Origin of the sequence: Nocardia sp. NPDC052254, from assembly GCF_040679495.1 — a bacterium.
In the GTDB taxonomy this organism is placed as follows: Bacteria; Actinomycetota; Actinomycetes; order Mycobacteriales; family Mycobacteriaceae; genus Nocardia.
Genome location: NZ_JBFAUW010000027.1, coordinates 1 through 25,753, shown reverse-complemented (window position 1 = coordinate 25,753; position 25,753 = coordinate 1). Strand labels below are relative to the sequence as shown.

Annotated in this window: 24 protein-coding genes; 14 read left to right on the top strand and 10 right to left on the bottom strand. The window is 66.9% G+C overall.

The genetic code is table 11. The annotated features are described in order from the left end of the window. Positions 1-157: 157 nt before the first annotated feature. Positions 158-784, bottom strand: coding sequence for a TetR/AcrR family transcriptional regulator (locus AB0L57_RS32465; RefSeq protein ID WP_364970582.1), 627 nt, complete (start codon positions 782-784; stop codon positions 158-160). On the opposite strand from AB0L57_RS32465, the gene AB0L57_RS32460 reads away from it, so the two are divergent. Further along, positions 750-1,916, top strand: a complete 1,167-nt coding sequence (locus AB0L57_RS32460; protein WP_364970579.1) for a hypothetical protein — start codon at positions 750-752, stop codon at positions 1,914-1,916. The genes AB0L57_RS32465 and AB0L57_RS32460 overlap by 35 nt on opposite strands. Before the next feature lie 44 nt (positions 1,917-1,960). Here the strand turns inward: AB0L57_RS32460 and AB0L57_RS32455 are convergent, their stop codons facing one another. Continuing rightward, positions 1,961-2,632 (bottom strand): TetR/AcrR family transcriptional regulator, encoded by a 672-nt coding sequence (locus AB0L57_RS32455; RefSeq protein ID WP_364970577.1) that lies wholly within the window; start codon positions 2,630-2,632, stop codon positions 1,961-1,963. Between the two features lie 153 nt (positions 2,633-2,785). Here AB0L57_RS32455 and abc-f point away from each other — a divergent pair, with 153 nt between their 5' ends. The 5 genes from abc-f to AB0L57_RS32430 all read left to right on the top strand — a co-directional run bounded on the left by abc-f (position 2,786) and on the right by AB0L57_RS32430 (position 8,750). Next, complete coding sequence (gene abc-f, locus AB0L57_RS32450) at positions 2,786-4,393, top strand: ribosomal protection-like ABC-F family protein (RefSeq protein WP_364970574.1); 1,608 nt, start codon at positions 2,786-2,788, stop codon at positions 4,391-4,393. A gap of 116 nt (positions 4,394-4,509) precedes the next feature. Further along, entirely contained in the window at positions 4,510-5,112 is a 603-nt protein-coding gene (locus AB0L57_RS32445) for a CatB-related O-acetyltransferase (RefSeq protein ID WP_364970572.1), read from the top strand. A 71-nt stretch (positions 5,113-5,183) separates the two neighbouring features. After that, on the top strand, positions 5,184-6,461 hold the full coding sequence (locus AB0L57_RS32440) for an erythromycin esterase family protein (RefSeq protein ID WP_364970569.1): 1,278 nt from the start codon (positions 5,184-5,186) through the stop codon (positions 6,459-6,461). A gap of 55 nt (positions 6,462-6,516) precedes the next feature. Continuing rightward, entirely contained in the window at positions 6,517-8,091 is a 1,575-nt protein-coding gene (locus AB0L57_RS32435) for an FAD-dependent monooxygenase (protein WP_364970566.1), read from the top strand. A 218-nt stretch (positions 8,092-8,309) separates the two neighbouring features. Further along, on the top strand, positions 8,310-8,750 hold the full coding sequence (locus AB0L57_RS32430; RefSeq protein ID WP_364970563.1) for a DUF4254 domain-containing protein: 441 nt from the start codon (positions 8,310-8,312) through the stop codon (positions 8,748-8,750). Positions 8,751-8,912: 162 nt separating this feature from the next. Here AB0L57_RS32430 and AB0L57_RS32425 read toward each other — a convergent pair whose 3' ends face one another. Next, a complete protein-coding gene (locus AB0L57_RS32425; RefSeq protein WP_364970561.1) occupies positions 8,913-10,463 on the bottom strand; it encodes an ATP-dependent DNA ligase in 1,551 nt (516 codons plus the stop codon). A gap of 93 nt (positions 10,464-10,556) precedes the next feature. Here AB0L57_RS32425 and ramB point away from each other — a divergent pair, with 93 nt between their 5' ends. The 3 genes from ramB (at position 10,557) to AB0L57_RS32410 (ending at position 13,074) form a co-directional block, all read left to right on the top strand. Next, positions 10,557-11,966 carry an acetate metabolism transcriptional regulator RamB gene (ramB, locus tag AB0L57_RS32420; protein WP_364970559.1) on the top strand — a complete coding sequence of 470 codons (1,410 nt, stop codon included), beginning with the start codon at positions 10,557-10,559 and terminating at the stop codon, positions 11,964-11,966. 66 nt (positions 11,967-12,032) lie between these two features. Beyond that, positions 12,033-12,563 carry a carboxymuconolactone decarboxylase family protein gene (locus AB0L57_RS32415; RefSeq protein WP_364970556.1) on the top strand — a complete coding sequence of 177 codons (531 nt, stop codon included), beginning with the start codon at positions 12,033-12,035 and terminating at the stop codon, positions 12,561-12,563. Between the two features lie 109 nt (positions 12,564-12,672). Then, positions 12,673-13,074, top strand: a complete 402-nt coding sequence (locus tag AB0L57_RS32410) for a VOC family protein (RefSeq protein ID WP_364970553.1) — start codon at positions 12,673-12,675, stop codon at positions 13,072-13,074. An 88-nt stretch (positions 13,075-13,162) separates the two neighbouring features. On the opposite strand, the gene AB0L57_RS32405 is transcribed toward AB0L57_RS32410, so the two are convergent. Continuing rightward, positions 13,163-14,017, bottom strand: a complete 855-nt coding sequence (locus AB0L57_RS32405; protein WP_364970550.1) for an SDR family oxidoreductase — start codon at positions 14,015-14,017, stop codon at positions 13,163-13,165. 109 nt (positions 14,018-14,126) lie between these two features. Here AB0L57_RS32405 and AB0L57_RS32400 point away from each other — a divergent pair, with 109 nt between their 5' ends. Then, positions 14,127-14,525 carry a helix-turn-helix domain-containing protein gene (locus AB0L57_RS32400; RefSeq protein ID WP_364970547.1) on the top strand — a complete coding sequence of 133 codons (399 nt, stop codon included), beginning with the start codon at positions 14,127-14,129 and terminating at the stop codon, positions 14,523-14,525. Between the two features lie 9 nt (positions 14,526-14,534). On the opposite strand, the gene AB0L57_RS32395 is transcribed toward AB0L57_RS32400, so the two are convergent. The 3 genes from AB0L57_RS32395 to AB0L57_RS32385 form a co-directional block, all read right to left on the bottom strand. Beyond that, on the bottom strand, positions 14,535-15,581 hold the full coding sequence (locus AB0L57_RS32395) for a hypothetical protein (RefSeq protein WP_364970544.1): 1,047 nt from the start codon (positions 15,579-15,581) through the stop codon (positions 14,535-14,537). Positions 15,582-15,792: 211 nt separating this feature from the next. Continuing rightward, a complete protein-coding gene (lpdA, locus tag AB0L57_RS32390; protein WP_364970541.1) occupies positions 15,793-17,196 on the bottom strand; it encodes a dihydrolipoyl dehydrogenase in 1,404 nt (467 codons plus the stop codon). 69 nt (positions 17,197-17,265) lie between these two features. Next, positions 17,266-18,294, bottom strand: a complete 1,029-nt coding sequence (locus tag AB0L57_RS32385) for a membrane dipeptidase (RefSeq protein ID WP_364970538.1) — start codon at positions 18,292-18,294, stop codon at positions 17,266-17,268. Between the two features lie 136 nt (positions 18,295-18,430). On the opposite strand from AB0L57_RS32385, the gene AB0L57_RS32380 reads away from it, so the two are divergent. Continuing rightward, on the top strand, positions 18,431-20,515 hold the full coding sequence (locus tag AB0L57_RS32380) for a prolyl oligopeptidase family serine peptidase (RefSeq protein ID WP_364970535.1): 2,085 nt from the start codon (positions 18,431-18,433) through the stop codon (positions 20,513-20,515). Positions 20,516-20,532: 17 nt separating this feature from the next. Here the strand turns inward: AB0L57_RS32380 and AB0L57_RS32375 are convergent, their stop codons facing one another. From AB0L57_RS32375 to AB0L57_RS32365, 3 genes are read right to left on the bottom strand one after another with little or no spacing between them, the layout of a single operon-like run. After that, positions 20,533-21,393 (bottom strand): alpha/beta fold hydrolase, encoded by an 861-nt coding sequence (locus AB0L57_RS32375; RefSeq protein WP_364970532.1) that lies wholly within the window; start codon positions 21,391-21,393, stop codon positions 20,533-20,535. 38 nt (positions 21,394-21,431) lie between these two features. Next, positions 21,432-23,228: an NAD-binding protein gene (locus tag AB0L57_RS32370; RefSeq protein ID WP_364970529.1), complete on the bottom strand. Its 1,797-nt coding sequence runs from the start codon at positions 23,226-23,228 to the stop codon at positions 21,432-21,434. A 48-nt stretch (positions 23,229-23,276) separates the two neighbouring features. Continuing rightward, positions 23,277-23,909 carry a TetR/AcrR family transcriptional regulator gene (locus AB0L57_RS32365; RefSeq protein WP_364970526.1) on the bottom strand — a complete coding sequence of 211 codons (633 nt, stop codon included), beginning with the start codon at positions 23,907-23,909 and terminating at the stop codon, positions 23,277-23,279. A 452-nt stretch (positions 23,910-24,361) separates the two neighbouring features. On the opposite strand from AB0L57_RS32365, the gene AB0L57_RS32360 reads away from it, so the two are divergent. From AB0L57_RS32360 to AB0L57_RS32350, 3 genes are read left to right on the top strand one after another with little or no spacing between them, the layout of a single operon-like run. Beyond that, the gene (locus AB0L57_RS32360; protein WP_364970523.1) at positions 24,362-24,706 is read left to right on the top strand and encodes a metalloregulator ArsR/SmtB family transcription factor; all 345 of its coding nucleotides are present in this window, start codon (positions 24,362-24,364) and stop codon (positions 24,704-24,706) included. 2 nt (positions 24,707-24,708) lie between these two features. Continuing rightward, on the top strand, positions 24,709-25,167 hold the full coding sequence (locus tag AB0L57_RS32355) for an SRPBCC family protein (RefSeq protein WP_364970520.1): 459 nt from the start codon (positions 24,709-24,711) through the stop codon (positions 25,165-25,167). Then, positions 25,164-25,652, top strand: a complete 489-nt coding sequence (locus tag AB0L57_RS32350) for an LOG family protein (RefSeq protein ID WP_364970517.1) — start codon at positions 25,164-25,166, stop codon at positions 25,650-25,652. The genes AB0L57_RS32355 and AB0L57_RS32350 overlap by 4 nt, the downstream gene beginning before the upstream one ends. Positions 25,653-25,753: the final 101 nt, after the last annotated feature.

The window sequence follows — 25,753 nt, the reverse complement described above, 5'->3', positions numbered from 1 at the left end:
GGTGCGCCAACACCGTTGTGCTGTCTTGGGGTCTGGAACCGATCACCACCGGCTGTACCAGGGGCACACTCGGCCTGATTCCGGCCCCGGAGCGGTTCTGGCCGTCCGCGCCGGAAAGGCATCGACGAGGGTCGACGGATTCCGCCCTCAACCGTGATCACGCACCCGCTTCCGCCGCATCGAGCGCGGGGGCGAGCGGAGCCAGAGCGGCTCGGAGGCGGTCGGACAACGATCCGGATGTGATGACGAAACCCGGGAGCCCGCCGGCCGGTTGCAGCCATTGCTCGACAGCGACCCGCACGGCGGCGGTCACCGCGGCGGCGAGAACTTGTGCGGTCAGGTCGTCGGCACCACCGAGCCGCGCACCGATCGCATCGGTGAGCGGGGGCGTGATCGCATCGGTCGCCGCGAGAAAGGTCGTGCGCAATACCGGGTGGGCGGTGATCAGCAGCAGGGCGTCGCGATGCTGTTCACCCGGATCGGCGTACTGCTCCACGATTGCCTGGGTGACGGCATCGGCGAGACGAATCCCGCTCGGCCGCCTCGTTATCGCGGTGGCGATCCGCGCCTCACGGTCCGCGACGACACCGTCGACCATCGCATGCTCCCGGCTGGAGAAGTAGTTGTTGTAGGTTCGCGGCGAAACACCGGCCGCCTCGGCGATGTCCTCGACTCGCACATTGTCCGGCCCTTTGTCCAGGGCCAGTCGCAGCGCCGCGTCCCGTAGTGCTTCCCGGGTGGCCTGCTTCTTGCGCTCACGCAATCCCGTCGCCTTCGTCGTCACGACACCATCCTGCCATAGTTGCGTGCACGCAAAATTGCGTGCACGCAATTTCATGATTAGCCTGGCGCCGTATTCGATCCACGCGCGACCGAAGGGGTCACATATGCGAGGCAAGGGAATGACCTACGACACCGGCTTCGTCCGAAACGGCGGAAACTCGTGGGCCGGGTTCGATCCCGCGGTGGTCGAACGGGAGCTGACCATCATCCGCGACGATCTGCACTGCACGGCGGTACAGATCACCGGCGGCGATCCCGACCGGCTGGAAATCGCCGCCCGCCACGCCGCGGAACTGGGCCTCGAGGTGTGGTTCTCGCCGTATCCCCTGGAACTGACCGCCGAGCAGATCTTGGACCTGTTCACCGACTGCGCGCAGCGCGCCGAGCGGGTCCGGCGCACGGGGGCCGAGGTCGTCTTCGTGACCGGCGTCGAGCTGACGCTGATGAACCGGGGCTTCTCGACCGGAGACACCGCCATGGATCGCGTCGGCTTCCTGTTCGCCGATCCGGACAGCCGCAACGAGCGGATACGTGAGGTCAGCGCCCGGCTGGACGAATTCCTCCGGGAAGCGGTGGCGGCGGTCAGGCGGCATTTCCACGGCAAGCTCACCTACTGCGCCATCCCGTTCGAGCGGATCGACTGGGCCCCTTTCGATTTCGTATCGGTCGAACTGATCCGCTCCGCCGAGGTCGCCGACCGCTTCCGGGACGGAGTGCGCGCCCTGGTCGCATCGGGAAAGCCGTTGGCGGTCACAGGGTTCGGCAGTGCCACCTGGCGCGGTGCACCCGATGTCGCGCCGCGCAGCATGGAAATCGTCGAGTACGACGACACCGGGGCGCCGGTCCGAGTGAAGGGCGACTACATCCGCGACGAGGCGGGACAGGCCGCATATCTCACCGAACTGCTGGAGATCTTCGACAGCGAAGGCGTGGACTCAGCTTTCGTCTTTCTGTTCGCACTCCACAACTACCCCCATCGCCCCGGCGGCGACCCGCGAGACGACCTCGACTTGGCCGGTCTCGGCATAGTCAAGGTGCTCGAGGAGCACCATGGAACCACCTACCCGGACATGTCGTGGGAACCCAAAGCGGCCTTCTTCTCGATCGCGAAGTTCTACGCCGGGATTTCCTAGCCCCTCTGCGGCACCGGACTTCTCACCCGAGGGAGCGGTGGGATCTACGGCTCGGCACCGTCATCGGACACGAAGGCACCGGCCCGCGCGGCCAGCACGGCCGTCGCCGCCGCCTGTTCCGGGTCGGCTTCGGTGCGCAGCAGCACCACCTGGTGATACACCGGCGCCGTCGCCGCGACGAGCAACGCGCGCGCATCGGTCTCCGCCGGGATCTCACCGCGCTCGATCGCGCGAGCGACGACGATCTCGCATTGTGAGTAGCGGTCCTCCCACAACTGCCGCAACGCGCGCGCCGCATCCTCCGAACGGAACGAGACCGCGATCAGCGCCATCGCGATCGACGATTCCTCGGTGAAGGAGTCCCTGATCTCACGGTTGAGTTCCGCGAGATCGGCGCGCAGCGAACCGGTGTCGCGCGGATACCAGTCCAGATCGGCGGCGGCGGCGAAGACGTCGGCGATCAACCCGCCCACATCACGCCAGCGGCGATAGACGGTGGTGCGGTGCACGCCGGCTCGGGCGGCCACCGTATCGACGGTCAGTGCGTCGTACCCGTTTTCGGTCAGTTCCGCGTGTACAGCGGCGAGGACCTGGTCCCGGATACGGGCGGTGCGGCCGCCGGGGCGCGATCGCGGCCCGGCGACTGTGCGCGGATGCTCCCGGCGCCGGTCAGGGTGCAGGGTGCGGGGCGGCGAACCGTCCGGTGCTGAACTCATCTGATCATCCACTTGCTCGCGGGGACATGGTGTGCAATCATCCTAAAGCAACTTTCGTCGCATTAATGAGGTGGTTGATGTTCTTCCGAAGCGTTCCCCAGGCTCTGCGGTCGCCCCTGACCGTGTCGTCCTCGAATGCTCCGGAGGTAGTTCGTGCCCACTCAGATCACCGCGCTCGCGGTCAGCAAGGCCTTCGACGGCCGCACGATTCTCGATGCGGTCACCTGTTCACTCGGGGCGGGTGAGCGCACCGGGATCATCGGCGAGAACGGATCCGGTAAGAGCACACTGCTGCGCCTGTTCGCCGGATCCGAGCAGCCCGATCAGGGTGAGATCGTCGTCCACGCCGAGGGCGGCATCGGCTATCTCGCTCAGGACGAGCGACTTCCCGCGCACCTGAGTGTTCAACGGATCATCGACCGGTCGCTGCACGAGTTGCGCCGGATCGAAGACCGGATGCGCCGTCTCGAAATCGAGATGTCCACCGGCGACGAATCCCACCTGAGCGAATACGCCGACCTGGCAACGGTTTTCGAACTGCGCGGCGGTTACGACGCCGATGCCCGGGTGGAGCGCGCGCTGCACGGCCTCGGACTGGGGGTGGTTGCGCGGGACCGAGCGGTCGGCGGGCTGTCCGGTGGTGAACAGGTCCGGCTGCGACTGGCCGCTCTCCTCGCCGCGGCACCGGAGGTGCTGCTGCTGGACGAGCCGACCAACCATCTCGACGACGACGCGCTCACCTGGCTCGAGGATCATCTGCGCACCCGGCGCGGGACGACGGTGACCGTTTCGCACGACCGCACCTTTCTCGAACGGGTGGCGACCACTCTGCTCGAGGTGGATTCCGATCGCCGCTGCGTGGTGCGCCACGGCAACGGGTATCGCGGCTTCCTCGCCGAACGCGAGGCCGCGCGGCACCGCTGGGTCCAGGATCATCAGCACTGGCAGGACGAGACCGACCGGCTGCGCGAGACCATCGCGACCACGGCACGGCGGGTCGCACCGGGCCGGGCGATGAAGGACAACAACAAGATGGCCTACGACCGGGCCGGTGGGCGCGTACAGCAGTCGCTGGCGGGCCGGGTCCGCAATGCCGAGGAACGGCTGCGGCGACTGCTGGCCGATCCGGTGCCGATACCGCCGGAACCGTTGCGGTTCACAGCGGTTCCCGATGCCGGACGCGCACACGGAGTTGTCCTGGACGCCACCGGTATCGCGATGGACGGCCGGCTCTCGGCCACGAGCGTGCGGGTGCGCGCGGGTGAACGACTGCTGATCACCGGTCCGAACGGCGTGGGCAAGTCGACTCTGCTGCAGGTGCTGGCCGATGAGCTCACGCCCGACGGCGGCACAGTGGTCCGGCGCGGCCGAGTCGGTCATCTCGCGCAGGAACCGCGGCCCGCGGTCCCCGGCCAGACATTGCTGACCGCCTTCGCCCAGGGACGTCCGGGCCGGCCCGGTGATCACACCGAACGCCTGCTGTCACTGGGCCTGTTCACGCGCGCTCAGCTCACCAACCGGGTGGAGAATCTGTCCACCGGGCAGCGGCAGCGGCTCGAACTGGCACGACTGGTCAGCGAACCATCGGAGCTCCTGCTCCTGGACGAGCCCACCAACCATCTCTCGCCCGGACTCGTCGAGGAGCTGGAGACCGCGCTGGCCGAATACCGAGGTGCGCTGGTGGTGGTCAGCCACGATCGCCGCCTGCGCGAGCGCTGGCGCGGTGCCACGCTCGATATGCGCGCACTGGCCACGGCCTGATCTCTGCGCCCGGTTGCTGCCTCATCCTCGACCGACAACTTTCGATCACGCACCGACAGAACGGACCCCCCGTGCCCGAACGACTCCCTGTCACCGACCCCGCCACACTGCATCCGATGCCCGGACACCCGCGAGTCGTCCTGCTGAAACCCCTGGTCACCTCCCCGCTCATCGAGGTCGGCGAGTACTCCTACTACGACGATCCAGACGATCCCACCACATTCGAAACGCGCAACGTCCTCTACCACTACGGCCCGGAGAAGCTGATCATCGGGAAGTTCTGTGCTCTCGCCACGGGCGTGCGGTTCATCATGAACGGCGCCAACCACCGCATGGACGGAACGTCCACCTTCCCGTTCCCGACCATGGGCGGCGCGTGGTCCCAGCATGTCGACCTGCTCACCGATCTGCCCAATCGCGGTGACACCGTGGTCGGCAACGACGTCTGGATCGGCTACGGCGTCACCGTGATGCCGGGCGTACGGATCGGCCACGGCGCGATCGTCGCCGCCGGTTCGGTGGTGACCTCCGATGTACCGGACTACGGCATCGTCGGCGGCAATCCGGCCCGCCTCATCCGCCACCGCTACGGTGCGGCCGATGTCGATCGTCTGCTCGCCATCTCCTGGTGGGACTGGCCGATCGAGCACATCGACGAACACGTCCGCACGATCATGTCGGGCGGCATCGACGACCTGGAGAAGGCGATTCCCGCATGAGCGCACGGCCACCATCGCGTGGCCGCGGCCCCCGCACCCATCATTCGACGCTCCACCCGAATCGAGGGAATATGCCCGAATCACCCACCCCCACTGCACTTGCCGACTGGCTCCGCGATCATGCCGTACCACTGACACACCTCGACCCCGACGGCCCGCTCGACGACCTGGAGCCACTGCGCGAGGTCATCGGCGCAGCCCGGGTCGTCGCGATCGGCGAGAGCTCCCACTTCATCATCGAGTACCAGCAGATGCGCCGGCGCATCCTGCGTTTCCTGGTCGAACGCTGCGGCTTCACCGTCCTGGCCTTCGAATACGGCTTCGCCGAGGGCTTCCCGCTCGACGCCTGGGCACAGGGCGCGGGCGACGACGACGAAGTGGCCGCACATCTGGCCGGCACGATCCCGGTGGGAGTCGAAGAGCCGTTGCGCTGGGTCCGCCGGCACAACGCCACAACCACCAGGCCGGTGCGTTTCGCCGGGATCGATATCCCGGCTGCCGGCGGGTCCCTGCTCCCCGCGCTGAGCCCGGTCGCGGACTATCTGCGCGAGGTCGATCCGCAGACGCTGCCGGCGGCCGAGGCGGCGACGCGGATCGCCGCGACCTTCGCGGGCGCCTCCGCGGCCTCGGCCGCACCGGCATGGGCCCGCCTCCCGGCAGCGGATCAGGACGCACTCACCGCGATCCTGGCGCGATTGCTCATCCGCTTCCGAGCCGTCGAATCGCTGTACGTGTCGCGCGGCGATCGAGGCCGCTACGACATCGCCCGCCGACATCTCGAGGCCGCGGCCGCCGCCGATTACGGTTTCCGGGCCATGGCCGATCTCTTCGCCGGAACCGGGCTGCCGGCCGACACCTCGGCCCGGGACAGCTATATGGCCGATTCGGTCCTGTGGCATCTGCAACGCTGCGACCCCGGAGCCCGCATCGTCCTGGTCGCCCACAACGCCCACATCCAGAAGGCGCCGGTCTCCTTCGACGGGCACCTGACCGGATTCCCCCTGGGCCACTATCTGGACCGCGCCCTCGGGGAGGACTATTTCGCCCTCGGTCTGACCAGCACCCGGGGAACCACCGCGGATATGCTGCCCGACGAGAACGCGCCTTTCGGCTTCACCGTCGAACCGACCCCACTGCGGTGGCCCGAGCCAGGAAGTATCGAAGCCTCGTTCACCGACGCCGATGTCGGACCGGGCCTCGTCGATCTGCGCCGCGCCCGCCGCCACGTCACCGGTGGCCCCGACCGCACTCGACTACAGAGCGCCTACCTTCACGTTCCCGTCCTCGACGCCTTCGACGGCATGCTCGACACCGCGACCTCCACGGTGGCCGGCGACAGTGCGCACTGACCCGCACCCTCGAACCTCCGCACATCCGCAACCCCACGATCGAAAGACAATCTCCATGACGCAACATGATTCACCCGAAGCCGCGGCCGACACCGACGTGATCATCGTCGGGGCCGGTCCAGCCGGTCTCATGCTGGCCGCTGAACTGCGTCTGGCAGGTGTGCGGCCGCTGGTGCTGGAGCGCAAGCAGCAGCGGCGGGATACTCCGAAGGCCGGCGGACTCGGCGGGCAGATCCTGGATCTGCTGCACTGTCGAGGTCTGCTGGAACGCTTCGAAGCGGCCTGCACCGGTCCGCACCCGGCACCCCGGTTCCCATTCGGAGGAGTACATCTGGACTTCACCGCAATGGCGGATCCGCCATTGCGCAGCCTGCCGCTTCCGCAACAGCAACTCGAGGGGCTGCTCGACGAGCGGGCGGACGAGCTGGATGTCGAGATCCGCCGCGGACACGAGGTATTCGGGCTGGACCAGGACGCGTCCGGGGTGATCGTGGATGTCCGCGGCCCCGACGGCCCGTACCGGCTGACTGCCCGCTACGTCGTGGGCTGCGACGGTGCCCGCAGCCGGGTGCGGGATCTGGCCGGCATCGATTTCCCCGGCCATACCTACCCGGAGGTCAATCGGCTGGCCCAGGTCACTCTGCCCGATACGGTCACCGTGCGCGACGACGGCGATCTCGACGTTCCCGGCTTCGGTGTGGTCCGCGCCGGTTTCACCCGGACCGACCGGGGTCTGCTCGGCGTCGGCTCAGCACCCGGCTCGCGGGCCGTCTCCGTCTACACGATCGAGGACGAGACCGAGGCCGAGTACGACGACGATGTCCCGATGTCACTGACCGAGCTACAGGACAGCATCCATCGGGTGGTCGGTGCGCACCTGCCGGTGACGGAGACGATCCGGTTGTCGCGCTTCACATTCAAGGCCCACCAGGCCGAGCGCTACCGCTCGGGACGGATCCTGCTGGCGGGCGATGCGGCACACCTGTTCCCCGCCACCGGCGTGGCTCTCAACGCCGGCATGCTGGACGCGGTCAATCTGGCGTGGAAGCTGGCTGCCGACCTGCAGGGCTGGGCCCCGACCGGCCTGCTGGACAGCTACCACGTCGAACGGCATCTCGCCGGTGCCCGGACCATGCTGCACACCCGGGCCCAGGTGGCGCTGCGGCGCGAACACGACGCGGCCGGCGAGGCGCTGCGCGCGGTCTTCTCCGAACTGCTCACCGACGAGCAGGCGCTGCGCCGGATGGGAGCGTTCGTCGCCGGCAGCGATATCCGCTACCCGATGCCCGGTTCCGGCCACCACCCGCTGGCCGGCTCCTTCGCCGCCGACCTCGCCCTGCGTACCGACCACGGCGTGACCGGTGTCGCGGAACTACTGCACACTGCCCGGCCCATCCTGCTCGACCTGGGCGGTTGCCCGGCGCTTCGCGAGATCGCCCGGGAGTGGGGAGGTCGCGTCGACGTCCACACCGCCAAGGCCGATGACCGACCGGCCGATGCCCTGCTGATCCGCCCGGATGCTCATATCGCCTGGGCGGCGGCCGTCGCCGAACCCACCGAGACCGCGGGAACAGCACTGCGAGAAGCGCTTACCCACTGGTTCGGCGAACCGGAGACGACTGCCCCGTAGCGCGCCGGGCGTTGACGGCGGGCCGGTCGAACCCGTACCGCAGACGGGATACCCGGCTCGCCGCCACCTCCGCGCCGTCGCGAAAACCTTGCGGCTGTTGCTGATCGAATGTCTCCGGGCCGATGAGCAACAGCCGCGGCTGCGTCGAGCCGACCGTTCCATGCCCTTCCCCTGCCAGCGATGCCAATCAGAAACATTTGGCGTGGAGGATGATCGGTGTGGAATCGCTCCCACCCAAACACCTCCTCCTGGAGGCCTGCCGGGGTCTGGCCAACGACGGTCACCTCGTGTTGAAGTGCGCGTGCCGTCTCAGCGAACTGCACGAGCTGAGACTCGACGCCGCACCAGGATCGACGCTGGACATCGATCGTGATCGGGCACAACTGGTTTCCGATATCGATCGCTGGGTCGCCGGCGAACTACCCCGGGCGCACGGGTCGGCGCGGATGCACACCGAAACGGTCGGCACGGTGATCGATCGGCTCGCCCAGTTCTCCGCGCTGGCCTATCTCACGTTGACGTGGGAACCCGAATGGGTCGTGCAGGACGCGTGGCGGCGGCTGTCGGAGTTGGCGGTGGCCTACGACGATCTGGCCGGGGAGGTGACCGCGGGGCTGTGCCGGCTCCCTGATCTGAGCGGACACCACGAATACGAGTAGGAGCTCGCCGAACGGCGGCGTGGCGAGGGACGGCACGCCGCCGCAGGCTAGGGATGGCGGATCAGGGCAGTCGATCCGCATCGGGGCGACCCGACACAGGAGATCCTGCTCCCGCACCCTCGAGATAGACGCAGATGTTCCTGGGAAACAGCTGGCAGCCGATCAGCCCCCGGGCACGGTGAGCGCACGGACCGCCTCGATGGTGTCGGCCTGCGCGGGTTCCTTGTCCGGCCGGTAGCGCACCACCCGCGCGAAACGTAGTGCCACACCACCGGGATAGCGCGAGCTGGTCTGCACCCCGTCCAAGGCGACCTCGACCACCAGCTCCGGCCACAGATATACGGTGTGTTCGTCGCGGGACCGCTCGTGGCGCGGGAATTCCGCTGTCTGCCAGCGCAACAGCGCATCGGTGAGCCCCTTGAAGGTCTTGCCGACCATGACGGGCTCACCCCCGGCCGGATCGCGAGCCCCCAGATGCAGATTCGACAGATATCCGGTGCGCCGGCCGTATCCCCATTCGGCTCCGAGCACGACCAGATCCAGGGTGTGCGCGGGTTTGACCTTCTGCCAGGCCCGTCCGCGCCGGCCCGCCGCATACGGCGCGGACAGCGATTTGATCATGATGCCCTCGTGCCCAGCCGCCAGCGCACCGTCGAAATATTCGGCCACCGCCTCCGGCTCGGGGTCGATCAGCGCCGGAATACTGTGCTCGCCGGCGACTTTCGCCAATGCTTGCCGCCGCTCCCGCAACGGGGCGTCGAGCAGATCCACCCCGTCCAGATGCAGGCAGTCGAAGAAATACGGGTGCAGCAACAGATCCCGGGTGGAGTCGGCCGCCGGGCGCGGTTCCTCGAAGGTGGGGTCGGCGGCGAACCGGCTCATCGTCTCCTGGAAAGGGCGCGGCCGGCCGGAATCGGTGAGCGCCAATGTCTCACCGTCGAGAACGACACTGTCACACGGTAACTCCGATACCAGCCGGACCAACTCCGGCACCCCGGAGGTGATGTCGCGCAGGGTACGGGTGAAGATCCGGACCTCGGAACCGTTGCGGTGCACCTGGATCCGCGCACCGTCGAGTTTGGTCTCGACACTCACGTCCGCACCGAATTCCCGCAGCACCTCGTCGAGTGCGGCACCCGGCGAGGCCAGCATCGGCCGGATCGGGCGGCCGACCTCCAGCCGGAAATCCGCCAGTGCCTGCGCGCCACCGGTGATCGCGGCCGCGGCGGTCACCGGTAGCCGCCCCGACAGCATGTGGGCCCGGCGCACCAGATCCGCGGGCACATCGGCGGCGACGGCCACCGCTTCCGCGACGATCGCGGTGAGCGCGCCTTGACGCAGTTCACCGGTCAGCAATCGGATCAGGAACAGGCGTTCGGGTTCGGTGGCGCGGGCCAGCAGCCCGGTCAGCAGACCGCGCCGCCGGGCCACCGAGCCGTTGCCCGATACCGCCGCCAGCTCCGACAGCGCCGCGTCGACATCGGCGACCGTGAGCGATGCCTCGCCGGCCGGCTCGACCTCGACCGTGGTGATGGTTCGCCAGCCGGTACCGAGTTTTCCCTGCGGGAGTTCCCCGGATATCCACGCCACGACCGGCGACAACTCCTCGGCCCGGGCACGGCCCAGCAACTCGGCCAACCCCGCGATCTTGACCTTGCGCGACGCGGTTGCCCGCACCGAATCCGACGCCGCGACCACATCCGAAAGCAGCACGAACTCGACGGTAGCCGGTGAGTGTGACATATCGCTCGAGACCGCTGTTAATTACCCATTGGCATGTTTGCGAAGACTCCATACCCTGGGGATATGGCCAAGACTTATGTTGGGGCGCGGCTTCGCCAGCTGCGTACCGAACGAGGACTGAGCCAGATCTCGCTCGCCAAGAAGCTGGAGATCTCGGCGAGTTACCTCAACCAGATCGAGCACGATGTTCGCCCGCTCACCGTACCGGTCCTGTTGCGGATCAGCGAGGTGTTCGGTGTGGACACCGGATTCTTCGCCTCCCAGGACGACACCCGGCTCATCGCCGAGTTACAGGAAGTGGTGATGGACACCGAGCTCGGCATCGAGGCCGATGCCCAGGAGATCGCCGATATGGTCTCCGCGCATCCGAGCCTGGCCCGGGCCCTGGTGAACATGCATCGCCGCTTCCGCAACACCACCGCCCAGCTGGCCGCCGCCACCGAGGATCGTTTCGCCGACGGCAGCGGTTTCGGGGCCATCTCCCGGCCGCACGAGGAAGTACGCGACTTCTTCTATCAGCGGCAGAACTATATTCACGAATTGGACACCGCCGCCGAGGAATTGGCGACCCGCATGCGCTTCCACGGCGGCGATCTGCGGCGCGAGCTGACCCGCCGGCTGACCACCGCGCACGGCGTACAGATCGTCGAGCGCATCGACCTCGGTGAGGGCGTGCTGCACCGCTACGATCCCGAGGCACGGCGTCTGGAGATCGCCCCCCATCTTTCCGGTGGTCAGCGCGCATTCAAACTCGCCGCCGAACTGGCGTATCTGGAATGCGGTGATCTGATCGACAAGCTGGTCGAGGAGGGGAATTTCGCCTCCGAGGACACCCGCATCCTCGCCAAACTCGGTCTGGCCAACTACTTCGCCGCCGCGACCGTACTGCCGTATTCGCATTTTCACGAGGTGGCCGAGGATTTCCGCTACGACATCGAGCGGCTGTCGGCCTTCTTCGCGCAGAGCTACGAGACGGTCTGTCATCGGCTGTCGACCCTGCAGCGGCCGAAGCTGCGCGGGGTACCGTTCTCGTTCGTCCGGGTGGATCGCGCCGGCAACATGTCCAAACGCCAGTCCGCCACCGGATTTCACTTCTCCTCGGCCGGCGGCACCTGTCCGCTGTGGAATGTGTACGAGACGTTCGCCTACCCCGGCCGGATCATGACCCAGATCGCTCAGATGCCCGACGGCCGCAAGTATCTGTGGATCGCGCGCACCGTCGAGCGCCGTGCCACCCGCTACGGACAGCCGAGCAAAACCTTCGCCATCGGACTGGGCTGCGAACTGCGCCATGCGGGCCGGGTGGTCTACGCCGACGGCCTGGACCTCAACGAACCGCAGGCCACCCCGATCGGCGCCGGCTGCCGGGTGTGCGAGCGCGCCAACTGCCCGCAGCGAGCCTTTCCGCCGCTGGGCAAGTCACTGGACATCAGTGAGCACCGCAGTTCGATCTCGCCGTACGTCCTGCGCTGAGCCGCACCCGGCCGCTCGTGCGCATGTGCAGGTGGACGCGGTTTGTTAGCGTGGGGCATGGTGTCGATGGAGCCACGAATCGCACCGGGTCGCCTCCGGGAACTCGGTCCGTTGAATTGGGTTGTCTGGCAGGTCCTTTCCCGTGCGGCAGGTACCGACGACGCCCACCTGTTCAGCACGCTGGGGCGCACCGGCGGCCTGTTCCGCGGCTGGCTGCATTTCTCCGGGCGGCTCATGCCGGGCGGAAAACTCTCCCGTTTCGACACCGAGCTGGTGATCTTGCGCGTCGCCCATCTGCGCGAATGCGAGTACGAGACCGATCATCACATCCGCTTGGGCAAGCGCGCCGGCGTCACCCGCGACATCCTGGCGCGGCTGCGCAGCGGCCCCGAGGCCGAGGGCTGGTCGGACAAGGAACGCGCTCTGCTCACCGCCGTGGACCAGCTCGTCACCACCCGGGACGTGGACGAGACCGCATGGTCCACGCTGGCGCGCCACTACGACGAGCAGCGACTCATCGAAATCGTGCTGCTGACAAACCAATACGAGGGCCTGGCCAGCACCATCACCGCCCTGCGCATTCAGACCGACCACTGAGCCCGGCCGCGAACACCCCTGGATCGCCCTCGCTCACATCGTCGGCGGGAATAACTCTCTACAACGTATGCTCTACTGCGTAGAGAGTTTTATCGAGCACAGGAGGCCCATGAACATCACCGCATCCGCCCTCTCGTTGAACGTGCCCGACCCGGACGCGTCGGCGGAGTTCTTCACCGAGCACTTCGGTTTCACGGTGGCGATGGCGGCCGACGGTTTCGTATCCCTGGCTCGACCGGATGCGGGATTCAACGTGATCTTCCTGCGAACCGGGCTGCCGAGTTTCAAGCCGGCCCGGATAGCCGGCGACGCGGGCCAAGGCCTGTTGGTCGTGTTCACCGTCGACGATATCGATACCGAATACGAGCGGGTGCGCCGCGAAGGGGTACCGATCGTCACGCCGATCGAGACCGAGCCGTGGGGTGAACGCTATTTCCAGGCGGCCGATCCGAACGGGGTGATCATTCAACTGGTGCAGTGGATGAGCGATCCGGCAGCTGCCGAATCCTGAACCGAACACAACCGCTCCCGAACACAACCGCTCCCGAACACAACGGTTCCCGGCGCCGCGACGCCGGGAACCGCCGGCCGTCGGCCGGCTATCCGGCCACCGCGGTCCGCAGGACCTCCGCGGCCAGAGTCGACGCTCGTCCGATCAGCTTCTGCAGATCACCGCTGGTCACATCCAGCAGCCCGGCCTTGATCCCGGTATCGGAATCCGCCAGCACCCGCGCGAACTGCGCCGGTACACCACTGCCCTCCAGTGCCGCGGCGAGTTCATGCTCCGACAGATCCTGGTACCGCACCGGCTTACCCGACACCTCCGAGATGACCTGCGCGAGATCGTCGAGCGACAGGTGTTCGTCACCGCCCAGCTCATAGATCCGGCCCGCGTGACCGTCGGTCGTCAACACCACCGCGGCGGCCTCGGCGTAATCGGCCCGAGCGGCCGCCGAGAACACCCCGTCCCCCGCGGCGCCGTGGAGCACGCCCGATTCGACAGCGGGACCGACGCCGTTCAGATAGTTCTCCCAATACCAGCTGTTACGCAGGAATACATGCGGCACAGTCGATTTCGCCAGCAACTCCTCGGTGCCGCGATGTTCCTGCGCCAGAATCATCGCATTCTCCTCCGCGCGCGGAATGCTGGTGTAAGCCAGCAGCTCGACCCCCGCCCGCTGGGCGGCCGCGATGACATTGCCGTGCTGTTCGACCCGTTTGCCGAACTCGTTCCCCGACACGAGCAGCACCCGGTTCACGCCCTCGAGGGCACGATCCAGCGCCTGCGGGTCGTCATAGGACGCCTGCCGGACATCGGCCCCGCGCTCGGCCAGATCGCGCACCTTGTCCGGATCCCGGACGATCGCGACAACCGGCCCCGCATTCCTGCTCAACAGCGCCTCGACGGTGAGACGACCCAAATGGCCACTGGCCCCGGTGACGGCGATGGTCATGCGAACCCTACCTTCAGTCTGTGTATACGGAACATTTAGCACTAACTATTGGTTAGTACAGCATATTCCCGCATGCCATGCAGCTCGTAAGGACGGATACCATCACGTCATGACCGCTCCGGACCCACAGGACGCCGCCGACGCCGACCCGGCGCTCGAGCCCGACGTCTTCGCGCGCGACTGCGTCTCGCGACCGGTCCTGCAGAATGTGGCCGGCCGCTGGGGCGTACTCGCCCTGGCCGCACTGCGCGACGGGCCCTACCGGTTCAGTGCGCTACGCCGTCGCGTCGACGGCATCAGCGAGCGCATGCTCTCGCAGACCCTGCAAACCCTCGAGCGCGACGGCATGATCCATCGCGAGGTCCAGCAGGCCATCCCGCCCCGGGTCGAATACACCCTGACCGACCTCGGCACCCAGGTCGCCGACCAGCTCATCGGCCTGATCCAGATCCTGGAGGGCAACATCGACACCATCCGCGCGGCACAGGACGCCTACCACCGCGACTGATCACCGGCGTCACTCCCGCCGTGCGCGCCGCCCCAACCGCTCGAGCATCGTCCGCAACCCCGCCACCGGCGGTGGCGCGGCGACCGTCGCGGTCGGCAATTCCAACACCTGCAGGGGATACCCGTCACCGGTCGTGATGCCGGAGTCCGCGAACCCCAAGCTGGTGAGCAGCCGGCCGATACCGCTGGTGGAGCGTTCGGTCTGCGCGTACACATGTACCGACGTCCGATCCGGGTGCTCCGCGCGGATCGCGTTCAGCACATCGGTCAGGTGATCGATGAACACTCGCGCGACGACCTCCGGACTGTCGCGCAGGCGGCCGCGGAAACCGCGAATCAATCCGATCGCGAACATCACCACGGCATCCGACCATTCGCCCGGCCCGGCGATGTGCACCCCGCGCACCTCGGAGTCACACAAACCGCCGTTGCGGCAGTACAGCGATTCGCCCAGCCGGTTCAACGGCAGCACAGCCGACATTCCGACCGGCTCGTAGCCGTCGCGCATCTTCGCCTCGATCAAGACGAACGCCAGCGGATTGGCCTCGAACACACCGCGATTGCGTTGTTTGATCACATCCAGCGGAATGGAGAAGACCGATCGCGCGAACACCTCGCGATTGATCTGACTCAACGTATCCAGATCGCGCGCGCTCACTCGGCGAACGCGGTAGTCCAGGGACTGCGAGGCCGATCCGGTATCTCCCGCCATCCTTCTCTTATAGTGCTCCGTCAGGCTCGGCGCCATTCCCGCGGTATCGATCATTCCGGCCATCACATCCATGGGTTCCCGGCCGAACACCTTCCCGAGCACGAACGACGCGGTGCGTAACACGATCGCGAGCACCGCGGTCATCAAGACGAAAGTGAGCCAATCACTGTCTGTCAGAAGGGGAATCGAATCGATCGCCCTGCGCACGGGTGCCGACGCGTCGACGGAACTGAACACTCCGGCGGCCACCGTACTGATCGTGACGATGTAATGACCGGGCCGCCGCACCGCCACGATCACCACCCGGTCGGCACGATCCAGCCCCGCCCGCAAACGATTTCGCACCGAGGACACGAACCTCTGTGCGCGCGAGACGATCCCCGCCTCCCCCAGCAGTCTCGGCAAATCCGTCCCCCACATGCGAACGATCCGATTCGATGTCACATCGATTACACCCGATCCCCTGCCGAATCCCCACCGTTCGGCCGAATCCGCACACGAAAACGGCCCGGTATCAGACATATTCGCCGATACCGGGCCGTACCCGTCACTCGAATCAGAAGTTGATCATGTGCCCCGCGAGGCCGTGGATCGCCTCCTGCAACGCCTCACTGAGCGTCGGGTGGGTGTGCACATTGCGCGCCAGCTCGTTGACGGTGAGATCCCACTTCTGGGCCAGCGTCAGCTCCGGCAGCAGTTCCGACACATCCGGTCCGATCAGGTGGCCGCCGATCAGCTCGCCGTACTCGGCGTCGGCGACCAGCTTCACGAAACCGGTCGGATCGCCCAGGCCGTGCGCCTTGCCGTTCGCGGTGAAGGGGAACGTCGCCACCTTGACGTCGTAGCCCTCGTCGCGCGCCTGCTGCTCGGTGAGGCCGAAGCTCGCGACCTGCGGCTGGCAGAACGTCGCGCGCGGCATCATCCGGTAGTCACCCAGCGCGAGGGTCTCCGCACCGCCGATGGTCTCCGCCGCGACCACGCCCTGCGCCTCGGCGACATGGGCCAGCTGCAGTTTCGCGGTCACATCGCCGATGGCGTAGATGTGCGCCACATTGGTGCGCATGTAGTCGTCGATCGCGATGGCGCCGCGCTCGGTCAGCTGCACCCCGGTGTTCTCGAGCCCGAAGCCCTGCACCCGCGGTGCGAAGCCGACGGCCTGCAGCACCTTGTCGACCGTGACAGTCTCGACCGCACCGGACTTGTTGTCCTTGATCGACACCGTGACCTTGGAACCGTTGTCCTCGATGGATTGCACCGAGGCACCGGTGGAGATGGTGATACCGAGCTTCTTGTACGCCTTGGTGATCTCCTTGGAGACATCGGCGTCCTCGTTCGGCAGGGCGCGATCGAGGAACTCCACGATCCGCACGTCCACGCCGTAGTTCTTCAGGACGTATCCGAACTCCATACCGATCGCGCCCGCGCCGACGATCAGGATCGACCCCGGCAGATCCCGGGTCAGGATCTGCTCCTCGTAGGTCACGACATTCTGCGACAGCGAGGTACCCGGCAGCAGTTTGGTCTCGGTGCCGGTGGCGATGATGGCATTGTCGAAGGTGACGGTCTCGGTGCCGCCGGCACTCAGCGCGACCGACAGAGTGTTCGCGTCGGTGAAGGTGCCCTTCCCGTCGAACTCGTCGATCTTGTTCTTTTTCATCAGGAAGTGGACGCCCTTGACCCGGCCGTCCGCGACCTTACGACTTCGATCGAACGCGGCACCGAAATCGAAGCTCGCCTGTCCGGAGATACCGAACGTCTTCGCTTCCTTGGTGAAGATATGAGCCAGCTCCGCGTTGCGCAGCAGCGCCTTGGACGGAATGCACCCGACGTTCAGGCACACGCCACCCCAGTATTTCTGCTCGACGATCGCTGTTCGCAGGCCGAGTTGAGCGGCACGGATCGCGGCGACGTAACCGCCGGGACCAGCGCCGAGAACGACGACATCGTAGTGGGAAGTCACGGGAGTGAGCCTAATCCTTCGATTCCGGGTGCGTTTGCGGGCCTGGGTGGTCGCGATCGCGCCGGGTGCCTATTTCCAGACCTCGCGCGCCGCCCGGGCGAAGTTGCCTCGAAAGATCTTCGTGCGTTCGGGCTCGGTGAAGCCTTTCCGGGCCAGGGCTTCGTCGAGGCTCGGGACAGGTGTGGCGGGGATCTCCGCGGGCCGCTTCCCAGCGCTGGGCCTACCGAGACCCAGCAGGTCCTCCGGCGGCACCCACTGCAGCGGACCCCACCGGGTGTAGTCCTCGGAGAAGTTCTCCGGGGCCGCCGCCATCTCCGCGTTGAACTGGTCGCCGTCGAAGGAGTAGTCCGAGCCGACACCGATGTGGTCGACGCCGACCAGGTCCGCGCCGTAGGCGATGTGGTCGGCCATGGCCTCGATCCGGGCGGCTCGGCCCTCGACGCGGTTGCGGCCCAGAAAGATTCCCACGCCGTTGATTCCGATCACCCCGCCGGTCCCGGCGCAGGCGCGGGCCTGGTCGTCGGTGATGTTGCGGGGGTGCGGCCACCGGGCCGCGAAATTGGAGTGGCTGTAGATCATCGGGCCGGCCGCGATCTCGGCGATATCCAGACCGGTGCGCCGCGAACAGTGCGAACCGTCGGCGAAGACGCCGACCTCACCCAGGGTGCGGATCAGATCGCGACCGTGGGCGGTCAGACCGCGGTCATCGGTATCCAGGCAACCGCCGCCGGCGGCGTTCGCGTGGTTGTAGGTGGGCAGCAGTGACCGCAGGCCCAGTGCGTGGAATCGCGCCACGTTGTCCAGATCCCCATCCAACGGGCGCGAATCCTCGAGATCGAAGGCCAGTGCGATCGCGGCCTTCCGACCGGATGCCGCCACCTCCGTATCCGCTATCGTCTCCACCAGTCGAAACCGCCCGTCCGCGGCGGCGTCGCGGCGCAGCAACTCGACCATCGCCAGCGAATCGGCCATCGAATGCAGCGAATAGCCGATGTTCACCGACAGATACGAGCCCGCCGGATATCTGGCCAGCTCGGCGACATCGGCGGACGGAAGTACCGGCAGGCAGCAATGTTGCTCCCAGAGCGCAGGTCCCACCGGGTTCTCCTTCAATGCCGCATCGGACGGGTGTGAGCAACTGTACGAAGCCAGTACCGGTACCGCGGTGGAACGCCCGGCAACCGTGGGCACAGCGCCGAGGTCACCCCCGGGCAGGTAGGCCAGAATGTGAGCCATGAGCGGCGCCGAGCAATCCAACGATCCGTACCTCTGGCTCGAGGACGTCACCGGCGAACGGGCCCTGTCCTGGGCACGGGCCCACAACGAGGTGGTGATCGAGCAGTTCGCCACCTCGGACCGGTTCGACGATCTCGACCAGCGCATCCTCTCGATGCTCGACACCGACACCCGCATCGCCTACCCCACGCGGCGTGGCGCCTGGCTCTACAACTTCTGGCGTGATGCCGAACATCCCCGGGGACTGTGGCGGCGCACCACTTTCGACGACTACCGCACCGACACCCCGGCCTGGGACGTACTGATCGATCTGGATGCGCTGGCCACCGCCGAGGGCGAGAACTGGGTGTGGGGCGGTGCCGCGGTGCTGCGCCCCGACCAGCACCTGGCGCTGATCAGCCTGTCCCGCGGCGGCGCCGACGCCAAGGTGGTCCGCGAATTCGACCTGACCTCGCGGCAATTCCGTGCCCCGGACGGGCCGGAGCAGGGTTTCCACCTGCCCGAGGCCAAATCCCAGCTGCGCTGGATCGATGCCGACACCGTCTACGTCGGAACGGATTTCGGCCCGGGCGCGCTGACCGACTCCGGCTATCCGCGCGTGGTCAAACGCTGGCGTCGCGGCACCCCGCTGTCGGAGGCCCGGACCGTATTCGAGGGCGAGCCCGGCGATGTCATGGTGTCGGCGGGCTACGACCGCACTCCCGGATACGAACGGCACTGGGTCGCCCGCGCCACCGACTTCTTCAACGAATCGGTGTATCTACTCGATCCGGACGACGGCACCCTCCGCCTCATCGACGTCCCCAGCGACGCCGCGGAATCCTGGTACAAGAACTGGCTACTGGTCCAGCTGAAATCCTCCTGGGAGATCGCGGGCCACCGCTACCCGCCGGGCGCGCTCCTGGCCATCGACATCGACGAATTCTTCAGCGGTGCAAGAGATTTCGATCTTGTCTTCGAACCGGACGCACACACCTCCCTGCACGGTTACGGCTGGACCGAGAACCATCTGCTGCTGATCACCCTCGAGGACGTACAGACCAAGCTCCACGTCCTCACCCCGGGGGCCGCCCCGTCACCGAGCGGGCTCTGGTCCCGGGAACCACTGGCCGACACCCCGCCGATGGCGACCACCTCCGTCATGAATCTCGATCCGCTGGAAAGCGGTGACGAATTCATGCTCACCACAAGTGGTTTCACCACTCCCGCCACGCTGCTGGCAGGTTCGGTCGGCGCCACGGCGACGCCGCTGAAACACGAACCCGAGTATTTCGACGCGGCGGGTCTGGACACCGAACAGTTCTTCGCGCGTTCCGACGACGGCACGATGGTGCCCTACTTCGTGATCCGCCATCGCGATCACCGCGGCACGCCGGGCCCGACCGTCATCTCCGGTTACGGCGGCTTCGAGGTTTCGCGCACTCCCGGCTACAGCGGCGTCGCCGGAATGGGCTGGCTCGAACGCGGCGGGACCTGGGTGATGGCCAATATCCGTGGCGGTGGCGAATACGGTCCGCAGTGGCACACCCAGGCACAGAAGGCCGACCGCCACAAGGTGTACGAGGACTTCTCTTCGGTGGCCCGGGATCTCGTCACTCGTGGCATCACCACCGCCGTGCAACTGGGTGCGGTGGGTGGGAGTAACGGCGGTCTGCTCATGGGCGTCATGCTGACTCGTTATCCGGAACTGTTCGGCGCCATCGTCTGTCAGGTTCCGCTACTGGATATGAAGCGTTATCACCTGCTGCTCGCGGGCGCCTCCTGGATGGCCGAATACGGCGACCCCGACAAGCCCGAGGAATGGGACTACATCAGCAGGTACTCGCCCTACCAGATCGCGGCGGCCGCCGACCCGGCCCGCGCCTATCCGCCGATCCTGATCACCACCTCGACCCGCGACGATCGCGTCCACCCCGGTCACGCCCGCAAGATGGCGGCACTGCTGGAATCGCAGGGCCGTACCGTCTGGTATCACGAGAACATCGAGGGCGGGCACGGTGGCGCGGCCGACAACAAGCAGATGGCCTTCCAATCGACGCTGATCTACGAATTCTTCACCCGGATGCTGATGACGGGCGTCTGAACCGGATCTTCGGCCCGCTACAGGTCACGCACCCACTTCTCGATGCGATCCACCGTCGATTCCGGATCGGTGATCCAGCCGTTGTGCCCCAACGGTTTCGGCTCGTGCCGGGTACTCGTCCGGGCGGCGGGCAGCTTCGCCAGCAGATGTGCGGCGGAACTGCGGGGAGTGAGGTCGTCCCCGGTCATGGTGATCGACAGGACCGGCAGTTTCAGCCGCGCTATACGTTCGTCGTAGTCGATGTCGGCGCCCACCGGGACGAAGCGGCCGGTGCGGGCCAGCCGCGCCCAATCGGCGATCAGCACTTTCGATTGCCGGCCGAATCCACCGGCGGTGATCCGATCGCCGGGCCAGAATCCGGCCAGATTCGCCGTCAGCGAGATCGCGGCGGGGCCCACCAGCATCGCCGACCGGGCGATCCCGCCGTACCCCCGGTAGTACGGGGTGCCGGAGGCGATCAGGATCAGTCCGGCCAGCCGCCCCCGGATTCGCGCGGCGTACATCACCCCGAGCTGCCCACCGATGCTGTGCCCCAGCAGCATCGGCGTACTGTCCGGAAAGCGGGTGCGGACAGCTTCGAAAATCGCCGGGAAGTCGACCGACACCAGTTCCTGATAACCGTAGGTACTGGCCGGACTCGGCTTCGGCCGGCTGTCCCCGTTGCCCCGTAGCTCGCCGATCGCGGTATCGAAACCGCGCTGCGCCAGCTCCCGGGCGAAATCACCGTAGTACTCACCGGGCACACCCAATCCGGGGATGATCACGATGACCGGCCGCGGCGTATCGGCGGTGATCGGATGGCGGTGCGGGCCGCGTGCCGAGACGAACCGCACCGGCACCGTGGAACCGTCCGGCATCTGGATCGGAATCGTTTCCATACGCGCACGCTACCGCGCACATCCGGGTCCCGACGGTCTCAGGGATCCAGGGCGTCCGACTCGGCGGAGTCGTCGGCTGCCGGCCCGCCAAGGGTCCCGGCGCCGTCGGCCGTATTCGTTCGCTCGCCCAGCAGGGCGATGCCGCGCCCCGAGTTCCCGCTCCGGTCCTTCGTCGGCGGCGCGGCACCCGTTTCGGGTGTCGCCTCGTCACCCGCGCTGAGCGTGCGCAGTTCGTTCAAACCGACACGTGTCGTGACGACCACCAGTTGATTGCCCTCGCACAGCACGGTCTGCGACAAGGGGCGCCATTGCGGGGTCTCGCCCTCGGCGGTCTGCACCGCGAGCACCCGTGCGTGCTCGGACAGTCCGAGCTCCGCGATCGGTAGCCCGGCCATCGCCGAACCCGGTTCCACCGGAACCTCGGCCACCAGCAAGGTGTCCTGATCGATCGACAGTGTCGCGATCACCCGGCGTTCCACCACCGCGGCCGCGAAGCCTTCGGCGGCCAGCTGGAATACGCTGCGCACCACGGCCTTTCCGAGGGTCCGCTGCACCCGGTCGGCGAGGTCGTCGTCCGACAGCCGCATCACCACCTGCAGATCGTCGCGGTAGGACTGTCCGAGCATCGCGGCCTCCAGGTTGACCGCATCGCTCGAGGTGAGTAGCACCAGTGCGCGCGCCTTGGGCGTGCCCACCGACAACAGCGTGTCTTCCCAGGTGGCCTGGCCGAGCACCACCGGCACACCGAGGCTGCGCGCCAATGCGATACCGCGCGCGTTCTCGTCGTTGTCCAGCGCCACCACCGGCACGCCGAGATCGCTCAACTGCTCCACCACGCGCATGCCGATATTGCCCAGACCGGCGACCACCACATGGTCCTCCATCCGGGACGGGTCGGGGTGATGCTCCGAGAGCTGGGCGCGCAGCACACCGCCCACCACGAGTGCGGTGATGACCGGTGTCATCGTCAATCCGATGAAGACGACACCCAGCTGCAGCAACTTGTACATGGGTTCACGCGCGGGTTCCGGCTGCGCGGCGCCCGCGGCGTCGAGCAATGTCTCGTACGCCGCCGTCCCCCAGCTGTTTCCGATGAACACCATCATGATGCACCCGGCCACGATCAGAACCAGCAGTACCAGCAGCAGGCGGATCAGGTCGTGGCGGACCAGATATCGCATCAGCGTGAGCCAGCGCCGAGGAGCGCTGGGCGAATAAGGCACCCGCTCGGCGAGCGCCAGCACGCGCGCGACCGGGGACCGGGTGGGCAGCAGTGAAATCCCCTCGGCGCCGCCCACCAACCCGGATATCACCTGATCCGGTGGGGCATCGCCGGCAGCGGCCACGTAAAGAGTCCGCTCACCCAACCGCAGATAATCCAGAGCGTCCTCGCCCAATGCCGCCGCGATGAACGAGGGCGCCGCCATCTCCGAGATCGACAACACCACGCAATCGGAGAACAAGCGTCGAATTCGAAAACCCAAGCCGGTATTGAACATCCGGATCACCAACCGGATCCGCGGATTGAGTTCGTGGGCGCGCAGTGCCGCGTGGAAATTCTCCACATCCGCCTGATCCACCAGCGCCAGCGCACGCGCGTGCTCCACTCCGGCATCGCGCAATGTCGCCTCGTCGAGACGTTCCGCGCACAGAATGCGGACCCGTGCCAGCTTTTCCAGTTGCGGAACATAGCTTCCGCTGCGGCTCGGCAGCACCGCGGTGACGGTGGCGTCGGCGAACCGGGTGGTCAGCTGGAGTGCCAGCTGATGGACGAGCGGATTGTCACCGCAGACAACAAAAGTCGGGGACCGCTCGCCCCCCGGCGAAACATTCACATTCCGATGCTAGAGCGAATTCCGTTCGGCAGCACGGTCCTTCGCAGATCAGGCGCTCACCGCACCCATGATGACCCGGCGCAGTACCTTGATCACCTCGTCCAGCGGCCGGCGCGGTTCCGATCCGCTCCACTCGTCGACCACGTAATTCACCGCGCCGATGATCGCCAGCATCCGCATTTCGTAATCACCGCTCGGGATCTCGCCCTGCAGTGCCGCGTCCTCCGCCGCGCCCGACAGCAGCGCACCCCAGGCGCGCCGCAGCTCCAGCCGGAACTTCTCCACCTTCGGCCCGGCCCCGACCACCTCGACCAGTGCCACCCGCGCTCTCCTGGGGTCACGGCCGATGGATTCGATGTAGGCGCGCACCCCGGCATCGATGACCTCGATGGCGCTGGCACCGGCGTGCGCGTCCAACGCGGAGATGACCGCGTCCCGGGATTCCCGGTCGATCTGTTCGTAGAGTTCCAGCAGCAGCGATTCGCGGCCGGTGAACTCCTCGTAGAACTGTCGCGAGGAAAGCCCGGCGTCTTTACAGATCGCGCCGACCGAACTGTTGGCATACCCGTCCCTGGCGAACACCGTCAGCCCGGATTCAAGAAAACGCGCACGTCGTTGCCGTTGCCGGTCTTCCACGGGCTGCCCGGCGTACATCCGGCCCGCGTTCGTTTCCTGAGACATTGCGCCAGACAATACCGAAGGGCCCGATTCCCTCGTCACGGATCGGGCCCTTCGCTTACACCTCCGACCCACCGCGCGTTAGCCGGAAGTTGTCTCTGTGATCGGAGCGCAGTATCAAACGACTGCACTCGTCATGTCGCGGACGATTAGCCGAATTGGACAATAGTCGACGACCCCCACACAACGGAAGAGTTTGGAGGATTTTTCTAGATTTTATTTTTCAGCCATTTCCGTAAGGAAACGATTTCGCGGCACTCGCCAGATACCGGCGGACGGACACATGACGCCGCGCCGGCCGGGACTGCCGAAATCCGCTCCCTTCTCCTCATCGCGGCACGGGCGCCGGTGGTTACATCCACCGCCGGGTCTCCCCTTCCGCGACCGTCGGCACGTGCCGCCGAACAGTTAAGCAACCTCTTGACTATCTCTCCCACCCTCCTACACTCAAGTAGGTGCTTAACCATTCGGAGCGATTGGACCGCATCTTCCGAGCGCTCACCGACCCGACCCGCAGGCAACTGCTCGAACGCCTCGGTCGTGGCCCCGCCTCGGTCAGCACGCTGGCCGAACCACTGGAGATGAGCCTCGCCGCCGTCGTGCAGCATCTCCAGGTGCTGCAGGACGCGGGCCTGGTCCGCTCGGAGAAGGCCGGGCGGGTCCGTACCTGCCAACTGGTACCCGAGGCACTGCGTCCGGCCGAGGATTGGTTGCACGCGCGGCAGACCCCGTGGGAACGCCGCCTCGACGCGCTCGGCACGGCCCTCGCCGACCGCACCATCCACGAATCCGAGGAGTAGACATGACCGACACCCATACGGTCACCCATGCCACGTTCACCCTCGAGCGGGACTATCCCGGCACGCCCGCAACGGTTTTCGGCGCCTGGTCGGATCCGGAGTTCAAGGCACGCTGGTTCGCCGGGCCAGGTTCCGAACACGACCTCGATTTCCGCGTCGGTGGCCGCGAGCTCGCCGCCGGATCGCACGACGGCAAGCGGATGACCTTCCACACCACCTATCAGGAGATCGTCCCCGGCGAACGCATCGTCTACACCTCCACCATGGGGGTCGACGGCGCCGTCGTCACGGTATCGCTCACCTCGGTCGAGTTCGCCGAGACCGCGACGGGCACCCGGATCACGCTCACCGAGCACGGCGCCTATCTCGACGGTCACGAGAAGCCCGAGTGGCGCGAGGAGGGCACCGGCGACCAGCTCGGTGCCCTCGACCGGGAACTGCGCGAAAACTCGCGCGGGTGAACCGGTTACGGCCCCAGATCGCCGTCTGCGGACCGCGCGACTGCACCGAATCCGATGACCGCGCCGCCCGGGAGGTCGGCCGGCTGCTCGCCGAGGGTGGGGCCACCGTCCTCTGCGGTGGCGGCACCGGAGTCATGGCCGCGGTCGCCGCCGGCGCCTCGCAGGCCGGCGGCCTGGTCATCGGCGTGCGGCCCGATACCGAGCGAGGCGCGATCTGCGATGGATTGTCGGCAGTGCTGTTCACCGCCATGGGCGAGGCCCGCAATGCGATCCTCATCGAATCCGCCGACGCGATCATCGTCATCGGCGGCTCGTGGGGCACCCTGTCGGAACTGGCCCTCGCCAATCGGCGCGGCGGTGTCCCGGTGGTGTCGATCAATGGATGGCGCGTGGTCGACGCGAACGGCGACGACGTCCATGGTTCCCGTCCGGCGGCCACCCCCGCGGAGGCCGTCGCCTGGGCATTGGCCCCCACCGAATCCTGATACGGCCCTGTGGTTTCGGGGGGTCCGGGAATGCGGAGAGGCCCCCAACCTGCTGGTTGGGGGCCTCTCGCAATGTATGTTCCGGCGGTGTCCTACTCTCC